The 12,029-nt window shown below is 67.0% G+C and carries 7 protein-coding genes and 2 pseudogenes; 6 read left to right on the forward strand and 3 right to left on the reverse strand.

Annotation, left to right across the window (positions count from 1 at the left end; all coding sequences use genetic code 11):
- Nucleotides 1–106: 106 nt before the first annotated feature.
- Nucleotides 107–739, reverse strand: a complete 633-nt coding sequence (locus ACX80M_RS20500) for an NAD(P)/FAD-dependent oxidoreductase (protein WP_104063146.1) — start codon at nt 737–739, stop codon at nt 107–109.
- A gap of 418 nt (nt 740–1,157) precedes the next feature.
- Between ACX80M_RS20500 and ACX80M_RS20505 the strand changes: the two genes are divergently transcribed.
- The 5 genes from ACX80M_RS20505 to ACX80M_RS20525 all read left to right on the forward strand — a co-directional run bounded on the left by ACX80M_RS20505 (nt 1,158) and on the right by ACX80M_RS20525 (nt 8,406).
- Nucleotides 1,158–2,195, forward strand: coding sequence for a universal stress protein (locus tag ACX80M_RS20505; protein WP_104063147.1), 1,038 nt, complete (start codon nt 1,158–1,160; stop codon nt 2,193–2,195).
- 24 nt (nt 2,196–2,219) lie between these two features.
- On the forward strand, nt 2,220–4,940 hold the full coding sequence (locus tag ACX80M_RS20510; protein WP_459310318.1) for a PEP/pyruvate-binding domain-containing protein: 2,721 nt from the start codon (nt 2,220–2,222) through the stop codon (nt 4,938–4,940).
- Nucleotides 4,941–5,040: 100 nt separating this feature from the next.
- Nucleotides 5,041–6,456, forward strand: a complete 1,416-nt coding sequence (locus tag ACX80M_RS20515) for a LolA family protein (RefSeq protein WP_459310319.1) — start codon at nt 5,041–5,043, stop codon at nt 6,454–6,456.
- A 74-nt stretch (nt 6,457–6,530) separates the two neighbouring features.
- Nucleotides 6,531–7,487 carry an ABC transporter ATP-binding protein gene (locus tag ACX80M_RS20520; protein ID WP_459310321.1) on the forward strand — a complete coding sequence of 319 codons (957 nt, stop codon included), beginning with the start codon at nt 6,531–6,533 and terminating at the stop codon, nt 7,485–7,487.
- Nucleotides 7,488–7,599: 112 nt separating this feature from the next.
- The gene (locus ACX80M_RS20525; protein WP_459310322.1) at nt 7,600–8,406 is read left to right on the forward strand and encodes an ABC transporter permease; all 807 of its coding nucleotides are present in this window, start codon (nt 7,600–7,602) and stop codon (nt 8,404–8,406) included.
- 49 nt (nt 8,407–8,455) lie between these two features.
- Here ACX80M_RS20525 and ACX80M_RS20530 read toward each other — a convergent pair.
- Both ACX80M_RS20530 and ACX80M_RS20535 read right to left on the reverse strand, forming a co-directional pair.
- Nucleotides 8,456–8,656 (reverse strand): annotated as a pseudogene (locus ACX80M_RS20530) (NlpC/P60 family protein); the annotation flags it as partial.
- A 378-nt stretch (nt 8,657–9,034) separates the two neighbouring features.
- Nucleotides 9,035–10,370: pseudogene (locus ACX80M_RS20535) on the reverse strand (IS1380 family transposase).
- Between the two features lie 139 nt (nt 10,371–10,509).
- Between ACX80M_RS20535 and ACX80M_RS20540 the strand changes: the two are divergent.
- Nucleotides 10,510–11,757 (forward strand): low temperature requirement protein A, encoded by a 1,248-nt coding sequence (locus tag ACX80M_RS20540; RefSeq protein ID WP_459310320.1) that lies wholly within the window; start codon nt 10,510–10,512, stop codon nt 11,755–11,757.
- The last annotated feature ends 272 nt before the right edge of the window (nt 11,758–12,029 follow it).

The following is a 12,029-nucleotide window of genomic DNA, read 5'->3' on the forward strand; positions in this document are numbered from 1 at the left end:
AAATACCGGGCCAAAGGCCGTGCCATCGACCGCCGAACCTACCCCGCGACACTCACCACGAGAATCTTGACACCCGACCCAGACGACTAACCGAACGGCATTGGGCCTAGACGGCGGCGGCGCTTTCCGGGTGGACCGTGGCCTGGACCGTTGCTGAAATGGCCTGGCCCACGGTCTTCGCCTGACGCAGGACTTCCTTTGGTGAGGGCGTGATGAGCTCGCCCACTCCCACGAGGTAGATGCCGATCTGCCGCATGGCTGCCACCAGGTTGCGGCCAACCGTGATGCCGAAGTCGCTGAGCATGCGCCGCAGCTGGCTGTGCGCGCACCGGGTCAGCACAATGTTGTCAGCCAGCAGGATTCCGTTGGGCGTATGGACTTCCCACTTGCCGGACGGGGAGCCCGCGGCTGTTCCCGCAGTATTTCCGCCTGGTGCGCCGCCCACCATGGTCAGCTGAACCGCCCGGGTGGTGTTGCGGACATCCATGTGGTGGCTGGCGGCGTAGTTGCGCAGGTGGCGGAGGATCTCGTTGCGCTCCCGGAGGGAGTCGGAGTCGGCTGCGTCGCAGCGTTGCAGTGAAGCGGTGTTGGCCGGTTGTCCGGCGCCGAGGATGTCGAGCCCGTCCACCACAATCGCGTCCACACCGCGGCGGCGCAATTCTGCGCCGACAGCCAGGCCTGAGAGCCCCGTGCCGATGATCACCGTGGTGGTCCGTTCGGTCCCGCCATTCAGAGGCATGCTTGACACTACAGTTTTCCTCCTTCAAAGGCTTTCGGATGCAGGCAGCGTTGCCCCGCATGCGTTCCGTTACCCCCAAAGTTCGGCCGCAGCACCGGCCCGGGACGCACCTGAATTGGGCGTCGGCGGACCGGCAGTGCCTCGAAGACTACAGAACATTCAGGGCCGTGGATAGCCCAAACACAAACATTCTTCTTATCGTTGAATACGGTTGCCACTCCGTTTGCCATGGGCTGTGAATAACCCGCCATCCAGCGGTCCGCAGCCGCTTGCTAAGTGTCTGCGGACCGAGAATAGTGAGAAGCGGAAGCAGGGTTCTCCAGCCCGTCGGGGCCCACATCGCGGCCGGTGCGGGCGGAGGGCGCCGCTTCTGGCAGAATAGCCGCAACATAAGGCAGTATCGCGAGGAGGCGGCCCGATGGGCGCACAAGAGATGCATCCGGATCCGGAACAGGACCGGGCCGGAAATTCGGCTGCTCCGGTGGGAATTGTTGTGGGGGTGGATGGATCCGACCACGGCCAGTGCGCTTTGGTGTGGGCTGCCCGGGAAGCCGAGCGCCGCCGTCGGCCGTTGCATATTGTCACCGCGTATTCAGTGCCGATCTTTGCGGCGTCCGGGCTGGACGGCGGGTACGCCACCGTGGATGATTCCGTGATCCGCGAGGGCGCTGAAGCGATCGTCAAACAGGCGCTGGACAAGGTTTCCGGCTACAACATCGAAGTTGACGGCTCCGTGGAGAACGGCGACGCCTCGGGTGTGCTCCTGGAAATGTCCGAGACAGCCGATCTGCTGGTGTTCGGCACCCGCGGCCGTGGCGGATTTGTGGGACGCCTGCTGGGCTCGGTGAGCAGCGCCCTGCCGGCTCACGCCAAGTGCCCCACGGTCACGGTGCCGCTGGTGTGTTCGGACCGGCTGGGCGAAACCACCGAAGACAAGCGCATCAGGGCCGAGCAGGCCAAGCCAGGACACAAGCAGGTCGAGAACGTTGTGGTGGTGGGCGTGGACGGGTCCGAACAGGCACGCATCGCCGTGCTGGAGGCTGCGGACCAGGCTGAACGGCTCGGGGCAACCCTGCGCGTGATCTGTGCGGTGCCGCAGTTCAGCGGCTCCCTGGCCTGGGTTCCGGCCCCCATGGACCGCAAAGCCCTCTTCGATGACATCCGGGTCCAACTTAACGCCGGGATGGCCTGGCTAAAAAGCCACTACCCCAACCTTTCCGTGGAGTCGGAACTGCTGGACGGTTCGGCCGTGGATGTTCTCGTTGAGGCCAGCCGGCACGTAGAACTGGTGGTTGTGGGCACCCGGGGCCGTGGCGGGTTCACCGGCATGCTCCTGGGCTCCACGTCCGGCGGTGTGCTCCACCACGCCAAGAGCCCGGTCCTGGTGGTTCCGGACCGCGACGATCCGCGGCTGGCGGACCGGGCGCAGTTCGGACCGATCCCCGGCGCAGCCTGACCCATCACCTTCGCAGCAGGAGGCATGAAAATGCCTGACACCGGCAGTTCGTCTCCCATCCTCGGATTGGAGGCGGTCACCGCAGCAATGATTCCCCTGGTGGGTGGCAAAGCGGCCAACCTGGGGGAGCTGCTCGCCGCCGGGCTGCCCGTGCCTGACGGATTCTGCCTCACCACGGAGGCCTACCGCGAGGCGGCCGCGGGCCACGCGCATCGAACGGACGGCCTGCTCGCCGCCGTCCACACTGCTCTTCAGGCAACGCCCGACGGCGACCTCCCCGCCCTGGCTGTGCTGGCGTCCCGGGCCCGGGGTATTATCCAAAACGCCCCGGTCCCCACCGAGGTGGCCGCCGCCGTCGAACAGGCCTATGCAGCCCTGGGGGACAACGTTCCGGTGGCCGTCCGGTCCTCAGCCACTGCGGAGGACCTTCCGTCGGCGAGTTTCGCCGGCCAGCAGGACACTTATCTGAACGTGGTGGGCGCTGCCGCCGTCGTGGAAGCCGTGCGCAACTGTTGGGCCTCGCTCTGGACGGACCGGGCGGTCAGCTACCGGGCAAGCAGGGGGATAGACCCGGCCGCGGTGGCGCTGGCCGTGGTGGTCCAGCGGATGGTGGACGCCACCGCCGCCGGTGTGCTTTTCACCGCGAACCCGCTGACGGGCCGCCGGAGGCAGGCCGTGATCGATGCCAGCCCGGGCTTGGGGGAAGCGGTGGTGTCCGGGGCCGTGAACCCGGACCATTTCGTCGTTGACCCGCTCACCGGGCGGGTCCTGGAACGCCGGCTTGGGGACAAACGCATCGCGGTCCGGCCCATCCCCGGCGGCGGCACACGGACCCTGGCTATCAGCAACGGCGGGGCGGCGGCGTGCCTGACGGACAAGCAGGCCGCCGAACTTGCAGCCTTAGGCCACCGGGTGGAGGGCCACTTTGGCTCGCCGCAGGACATTGAATGGGCCATTGCCGGCGATGGTCATTTCTGGCTGACCCAGTCGCGGCCCATCACCACGCTGTTCCCCGTCCCGCAGCGGGCCGCCGGCGGGGAGGGCACGCGCGTTTACCTTTGCTTCAGCCTGGCGCAGGGCCTGACCCGCCCCATCACGCCCATGGGCCTGGCAGCCTTCCGGCTTATTGCCTCTTCCGTGGCCCGCGCGGCGCAGTTCGATGTGCCCGAGCCGCGCAGGGGTCCGTCCCCTTACGCAGTGGCGGCCCAGCGGATCTACTTTGATCTGACCGCCGTAGCCCGCAGCACCACCGGCCGGCGGATCGTTCCGCGCGTCTTTGACGTGATGGAAGCTCGCTCGGCCACGGTGCTGCGCAGGGTTTTCGAGGACCCACGGTTTTCCGTGACGCGCAGGACGCCGCTGGGCTTGCTGCGGCACGTGGTCCCGGCGGCGGTGCATGCCAGGGTGCCGGAGACGCTGCTTCGGGCGGTTCTCCGCCCGGACGCGGCCCTCCGCAGGACCAACCGGCGGGCGCGCGAGTTCGCCGACTCCCTCGAACCGCCCGCCGGCCTCACCCCGCTGCAGCGCCTGGACCAGGCCGAACACATACTCGGCACGCGCATCTTCTCGGTAGCGCCGTCCATCCTGCCGCTTCCGGCTCTCGGGTTCGCTGCCCTCGCGCTCGCCGGGAAACTGCTGGGCGGCGGCCGGTGGGATGACCTGCAGGTTGTGCTCCGCGGGCTGCCCCACAACGTCACCACGGAAATGGACCTGGAGCTGTGGCGCCTCGCCCAGGTGATTAAGAACGACGGCGGTTCCCGCGCCGCCGTGACGGACCGAAAACCCGCCGATCTGGCCGAAGACTTCCGCGCGGGCCAGCTGCCCGCGGTGCTGCAGTCCGGGCTGGCGCGGTTTATGGGCCAGTACGGTCACCGGGCGGTGGCCGAGATCGATGTCGGGATGCCGCGCTGGTCTGATGACCCCACCCACATCCTGGGTGTCCTGGCCAACTATCTCCGGCTCGAGGATTCAGGGCTGGCGCCGGATGTCCAGTTCAGCAACGCTGCTGAGGAAGCGGACGCCTGCGTTGACCGCCTCGTCGCGGAGGCGCGGAGCCGCGGCCGGCTGCGCGGGACGGTGGTCCGGGCGGCACTGCGTCGGGTTAGGCTTTTCGCCGGACTGCGCGAGCTGCCCAAGTACCAGCTGGTGGTGGGCCTCGCCGAAGTTCGGAAGCAACTGGCCTTGGCCGGCGCGGCGCTGGCTGCGGCAGGGGTGGTAGCCGACGCGGATGACGTCTTCTTCCTGGACCTGGATGAAGCCCGGACCGGCCTCGATTCGGGAGCGGCTGACCTCCGGGACCTGGTGGCGCAGCGGCGCGCGGACTACGCCGTGGAACTTGAACGGCGCCACATACCCCGGGTCCTGCTGTCGGACGGCACGGAGCCGGAAGCCATTCCATCCGGCGACGCTGTGACGGCATCCAAGGTGCCGGGGGCACTGAGCGGGAGCCCGGCGTCGGCCGGTGTTGTCACAGCGGCCGCCCGCGTGATCCTCGACCCGGTGGGTGCGCATCTGGAACCGGGAGAAATCCTGGTGGCGCCGTCCACGGACCCCGGCTGGACGCCGTTGTTCCTCACCGCGGGCGGACTGGTGATGGAGATGGGCGGACCAAATTCGCACGGGGCCGTGGTGGCGCGGGAGTACGGCATCCCGGCGGTGGTGGGCGTCCCGGACGCCACGCTCCGGCTCTTCACCGGGCAGGAAATAACGGTCGACGGCGGCGCCGGAACCGTGGTGCCGTCGTAGCCGGAGTGCCCTTCGGCATGACTTCCAGAAGGGGACGTGTGCGGTGGTGGTCCCCAGGCGTAACCTGAAGTATGGGCTCCAAGGATGAAGCGGGGCTGGCATGAACCGCGCATGGCTGCGCTGGGTGCCTGCCGCAGCTGTACCTGCAGTGATCGCCGCCGGTGTGCTGGTGGGATCCATTCCGGCGCGGGCCGGCGATCCGCTGCCACAAAAGACTCCGGCTGAGGTCCTGACCCTCGTGGGCCAGCACCACACCAGGTCATTCTCCGGAACAGTCCAGCAGTCCGCCGAGCTGGGCCTTCCCGAACTGCCGGCCGCCGGTCCGAGCTCCGGACCGGTGTCGGCCGGCGGGGCCGCGTCGGTCCTGGAGTTCCTGACCGGCGAACACACCGCCCGGATCTTTATGGACGGGCCAACCAAGATGCGGGTCCAAGTGATGGACCGGCTCGCTGAACGCGACGTCATCCGGCGCGACAACGACGTGTGGTTCTACAACTCCAAGGACAACAGCGCCGCCCACCTGGCCCTGCCGGCGTTCGCCAGCGACCTGCCGCTGCCTGCGCCCGGAGTTCCCGCCCTGCCTGGACCTCCCGCCCTGCCTGGACCTCCCGCACCGCCCGGCGACCTGCCGGGTCCGGACCTTCCGAAGCCCGACCTGCCCTTGCCCATCCTGCCCGGCGAGTTCGTGCCCGGCCCGCCCGTAATGCCGACGCCCGAGGATCTGGCCCGGAAGTTCCTCGCCGTCGTGGACAGTTCCACCGAGGTGACGGTGGGTCCGGACGTCGAAGTCGCCGGCCGGTCCGCCTACAGCCTGGCACTGGCGCCAAGGACGCAGGGAACACTGCTTGAGAAAGTTGCCATCGCCGTCGACGGCGAGACAGGAATGCCGCTGCGCGTAACTGTGATGGCACGCGGCCAGGCGGAACCGGCTTTTGAGGCCGGCTTCACCAGCCTGTCCCTGGCGGCCCCGGACGACTCCGTGTTTACGTTTGTTGCCCCGCCGGGCGCGACGGTCAAAGAGCTGCCAGTGCCGCCGGTCCCGTATATGCCCGGCCGGCCAGCCCTCCCGCCCAGTCCCGGTGGGATTCCGCCCGGCGTGGTTCCGGACAGCGGCCCGGACCAGCCCACCGCGCCGGACCAGCCCACTGCGCCGGACCAGGTTCCTCCGGACGCGGTTCCGCTGGACCAGCCCACCGCCGTGCCGGAACAGCTCCCCGTCCCGGACAAGGTTCCCGGCAGCGACGACAGCGTGCGGCACCGTGACGCACCCCGGCCAACAGTGACCGGCAAGGGCTGGGAAACCGTGATCGGGTTCCCCGCGGCACCCGGCGGGCAAGGGGCTGCCTGGACTGAATCCTTGCTGAACGATCCGCTCCTGTCCCAGGCCGCCGTCGTCGTTCCTGGCGGACGGCTCCTGTCCACGGCACTGGTCAACGTCCTCCTGACGGACGACGGCAGGATCTTTGTGGGGATGGTCCCGGCGGAGCGGCTGCAGGCCGCCGCCGGCGCGGCGTGACTGCGGCCGGGGGGACAGCGGGCCCCGGGATAGCCGCAGCTAGGACTACTTCCGCAGGCAATGGGACGGCCGGGCTGACCATCGAGACCCAAGGCCTGACCAAGCGTTTCGGCCACCAACTGGCGGTCGATAACGTGGACCTCGCAGTTCCCCACGGCGCCGTGTTCGGGTTCCTGGGCCCCAACGGGTCGGGCAAAACCACCACCATCCGGATGCTGTTGGGCCTTGCCGCGGCGTCGGCCGGAACCGTCAGCGTCCTGGGCCTGCAGATGCCGCAGCGGCTGCACGACGTCCTGCCGCGCGTCGGTGCGCTGGTGGAGGGGCCGGCGTTTTATCCGTTCCTTTCCGGCACCGCCAACCTGCACCGTCTGGATGCCGCCAGCCGGCATGCGGCGCCCGCAACCCGGACCGCCCGCGTTGCTGCCGCGCTTGAGCGGGTGGGCCTCTCACACGCCGCCGGCAAGCGGGTCCACGCCTACTCCCTGGGTATGAAGCAGCGGCTGGGGATCGCCAACGCGCTGCTGTCGCCGCGGGAACTGCTGGTGCTCGATGAGCCCACCAACGGGCTGGACCCGCAGGGAACGCGGGAAGTACGGAGCCTGGTCCGGTCGCTGGCCGCCGACGGCGCCACCGTCTTCGTCTCCAGCCACCTCCTGGCAGAAGTGGAACAGATCTGCACACACGCGGCCATCATGAGCGCCGGGCGGCTGGTGGCCCAGGGCCCGCTGACGGAGCTCCGCCAGGCAGGTAAGACCCGGATCCGCCTGTTAACGCCCGACGCCGGGACGGCCAGTGAGGTCCTGCTGAGGTTGGGCATGTCCCCGGAGAGAAGCCTTGAGGCCGGAACACCTGAACCGGACGGGGACGTGCTGACCGCCGCGGCGGCGGCGTCCCGGCTGGCGGCCCCGGAGGACATTGTGGCGGAGCTCGTGGCGGCCGGGGTGCGCGTGCGGGGCTTTTCCGTTGAGCGGGAGAGCCTGGAGGAGCGCTTTGTGGCGCTGACGGGGGAGGGGTTCGACATTGCCCAATAGTGCTTCCGACGCCGGTAGTTTCCCTTCAGCCAGCAGCGTTCCTGATGCCAGTACTGGTTCCGAAACCAGCAGCGGTTCTGGGCTCAGGAGCGCTCCAGGTGCGCCGTCGAGCCTGTCCCTGCTGGCGTCTGAGCTGAAGACGCTGTTCCGGCGTCGCCGGACCGCGGCCATGCTGCTGGCGCTTGCCGCGATACCGGTGCTGATCGCCGTCGCCGTCCGGCTATCGTCATCCGTTCCTCCCGGAAGGGGACCTGCCTTCTTGGACCGGATCAGCCAGAACGGGCTTTTTGTCGCGGTCACGGCGATGCTGGTCTCGGTGCCGCTGTTCCTGCCCTTGACCATTGGCGTCGTGGCGGGCGATACCATCGCCGGCGAGGCCAGCCTGGGCACGCTGCGGTACCTGTTGGTGGCGCCCGCCGGGCGCGTGCGCCTGCTGCTGGTGAAGTTCGCGGGAGCGCTGGCGTTCTGCCTGGCCGCTCCCGTCACCGTTGCGCTGGCCGGGGCAGCGATCGGAGCTTCGCTGTTCCCTGTTGGGCCGGTGACGCTCCTGTCCGGCGACGTCGTCCAGCCCCCTGAGGCCGCGCTGCGGCTGGTCCTGATTGCTGCCTACCTTGCGGTGTCCCTGGCAGGACTCTCGGCGATCGGCCTGTTCCTGTCCACTTTGACGGTGGTCCCGGTGGGCGCCATGGCCGCCACTGTGGTGCTGTCAGTGGTCTCGCAGGTCCTGGACCAATTGCCGCAGTTGGAATGGCTGCACCCTTGGCTGTTTACGCATTACTGGTTCGGCTTCGCGGACGTCCTGCGCCAACCGGTGCTGTGGGACTCTTTTACCAGCAACGCGCTGCTGCAGGCGGGCTACATCGCCGTGTTCGGGGCGCTCGCCTATGGCCGGTTCGTCACCAAGGACGTTCTGTCCTGAGCCTGAACCCGTGGACCCGTGGACCCGTGGGCCGGGTGCCTAGGGCCGGTCAGTAGCGGGCAGCGTAAGGGTGGAGCTGCATCCCGGCCATCCGGCTCAACTGGGTCAAGCCGATGCCCTCGTCCGGGTTCAGCGCCTGCACTACCTGGCCGTTGCCCAGGTAGATGGCCACGTGATAGAGGCCCGGGGCCGAGCCCCAGACCAGCAGGTCGCCGCGCCGGGCCTGCCAGATAGGCACGTGAACGGGAGCTTACTTACCGGCCAGCTCGCGCACCGTGGAGGCGGTGGGGCTCTGCTTGGCACTGATCTGGTCTGCGGCTGCGCAGACGCGGCCTTTCGCGCTGAGGTCAGCCATGGTAAACGCTACCGAGTAGTAGCGGTCGATGGAAGGTTCAAGCCAACGCTCATGCCTGACGTTGGTTCGGCATTAACGGCACTTTTATCGAGCCCGGTGACCCACCGGCTGAGACTACAGCTTAGCCTGAATCCACCGGCCCGCAGGGGCGGGTAGCCTGAACGGTTTCGGCGGGTTTTGCTGCACGCGGGCAGGGCTGGGTGCCGGGCCTTTCTGCCCTTCGGAGTTCCACTGCTGGTCCTGGTTGCGCCGTGTCGGCTGGGTTGACGGGTTTCAGGCGGTTTGGGACGGCGGGTAGACGTGGTCGAAAAGTCGCTGCCATGGTGTTTGCCAGGGCCAGGCTTCGGGCAGGTGGAGCCTCACGCGCCGGGCCGAGGACGCCACGCGGGCGGGCACGTTGATGAGCTTGTCCCGGATGGTCGCGGTTTCGGCTTTGCTGAAGCGCCCGCCGGCGAGGGTCCCCGCGGCGCGGGTGAGGTTGAACGCCATGACCGCGGCGACGAGCCAGGCGGCGTTCGCGTTGAATTTCCCCGAGGGCATCGAACCCAAAGCGGAATTCTTCAGATCGGCGTGGACCTGTTCAATTACGGCGTGCGCGCGGTGGGTCTTGTCCGCGGCCACCGTGTCCAGCACGGATGGGTCGACGGTGGTGAAGAACGCGTGGAACCGGTGCGCCTCGAACAGGGGTGTCCTGCCCGGTGGCGGCCTTGGCGTTCAGTTCCGGGATCCGCCGGACGACGAGGGCGGCCGGTGATCTGCTCGGCCTTCTTCTTCGAGGTGAACGCGGTGAACCGATTGCGGCGACTTCGCCGTCGGAGATCCATTTACCGCTGTCTTCGTCGAAGACGGCGTTGGAGTATTCGATCTTCTCCCACGCGGTCCCGGGGATCTTCGCCCCGGCCCGGCCCGGTCCGGGCGGCGGCAGCGGCCACCGCATGGGCGTAGAACGCCGAATCGGAGCGCATCAGGACCATGCCCGTCGCACCGGCGGAGCGCAGCCGGGCCACGGTGGCCAGCAGGTCGGAGGTGAACTTACCGGCACCGCGGGCGGAGTTTGCCGCGCCCTTGCGCAGTCTCGCGGCGGCGATGAACGGGGCCGTCTTTTTTGGTGGTGACGGTGCCGATCAGGGCGTTGATCCCGCGGACGCCGGAGTAGCCGTAGCCGGAACCCTGTTTCTCATAGCCGTAGACCTCCTTGATCGTGTCGTCGATATCGACCAGAGCCAGATCATCGATCCCGGCGGCCAGCGGGGTGGCCCTGTGAGATTGATCAGCCAGCGGGCCGCGGGCGCCTCGAGCTGGCGGACGTGTCCGAAGGTGAACCCTGCGCAGGAACGAGCCCAGCGTCGAGGGCGTGTAGGTGCCTTTGAACAGTTTGCGCCGTTGCGCCGTGGCGCAGGATGCCCATGTCGTCGATGCAGTCCGCGCCGGCGGACACCCCGGCGACCAGGGCCGAGACAATACTCCGGCACCTTCACGTGCTCGTCGATCAGGTCGCCGAGCCCGGTATCTGCGGCCAGGCCCATGACCGGGACCAGCCCGGCCGACGACACGAGATTCGGATCATCGAACGCGCTGGAACCGACGCCCGGGTATGGAAAACTTTCATCTACGAGGTGCTCCGATTTTCGCGGGATTTTGACTCTCAACAAGTCCAATTTTCCCCGAAGACGGGCATTCTCGGTTTAAACCGCCGCGGAGGCCTCAAACTCCGCCGGTGGATTCAGGCTTAGCCAAACCGATGGCCCTTGACTTCTCTGCTGACCGTTGTCAGCCTTTTCGACAACAGGAGGGGGCGTCCGTCCGCTCATGAAGCCCAGTGGAGGATACAGATGATCCGTGCCAGGTCGCTGATGCGTTCTGCGACTTCCGGAGACCGGGTTACGCATCTTGAGCTGTTCTTCGATCTGGTCTTTGTTTTCGCGCTATTGCAACTGTCCCATCATTTGGTGGAGAATCCTTCCTGGGTGGGGGCCGGTGAGACCCTTGTGCTTCTTCTTGGGGTCTATAAGGTGTGGGTGTACACGACCTGGGCCGCGACTTTGCTGGACACTGCGCGGCTTGAGGTGCAGTGGATGCTGCTGATCGTCATGCTTGTCGCACTGTTCATGAACGCCTCAATCGGTGCCGCGTTCGGTGCCTTCGGCTGGCTCTTCGCTGCGAGCTATCTCCTGATCCAGCTTGGCAGAGGTGCGTGGATGCTCACTGTTGGACTTGACCGGACCACCCACAACCATTTCGTGCGCACGCTGATCTGGGGGTGCATGAGCGCGCCTTTTTGGATTTCCGGTGTCTTCTTCGACCACGAGATCCGCCTGATGTTCTGGGGTGTCGCTGCCGCGATCGATCTGGTCGGCCACATGCTTGCGCACCCGCTGCCGGGCAGGAAAACCGAAGGAAGCCAGGTCCCGCTCCCGGGAGAGAGGATCTTTGAGCGGTTCGGGTTGTTCTACCTGATCGCGCTCGGCGAGACGATCCTTTCAACCGGCCTGGCGATAGCGGGCAATCTGGAGGACCCCTTGATACTTTTGACCGGGACCGTAAGTTTGGCTGGAAGCGTCGCGATCTGGTGGTGCTACTTCCATGGCCTTGAGCAGGAGACTTTGGAAAAGCTTGCTTCTGTTGATGATCAGTTCCGGCCCGGTATTTTGGCGGGCAACACCTTGGTGGTGTTCCTGGCGGGCCTGATCCTGGTGGCGGTTGGTGATCAGCTCGTGATCAGCGATCCGGCTGCCCGCCCTGATCTGGCCACCGTTCTGTTTCTTTATGGCGGGCCGGCTCTTTTCCTCGCCGGCCGGGGCGTTTTTATTCGACGGTTACTGGGCCACCGCCGAGCCTCCGATCTCGCCGGCATCGGAGCCTTGGCGGTCCTGGCAAGCTTGAGTTCCCTCCTCCCGGCATTCGTCGCCGCTATAGGGGCCGTTATTCCCCTCATAGGCGTAGCATTTTCCGACGCCGTGAACCGACGCCGCCAAACGAAACAGAGAGCCGGCTGACGGTTTATTGGATGCCAGGGAACGTATCTCTCATCAGCGGCAGCGGCATCAGCGGCATCAGCGGAGTTGCAGGGCACGGGAAGCCACTAGCGAAGGCAACCAATTCAGATGGTTCGGGTGATTGCGCACCATCGAACCGGATTGTTCCGCTATTGGGCCCCCATTAGGGGCAATGCCGTTCGGTTAAGGTCTGCACGGTGATGTCAACCCGTATCCCGGCGTTGCGTTCAGGTGAATAGGCGCAGCCCTTGTTAGAAGTGAATCAAGTCTTG

This window comes from Pseudarthrobacter sp. MDT1-22 (assembly GCF_054511035.1).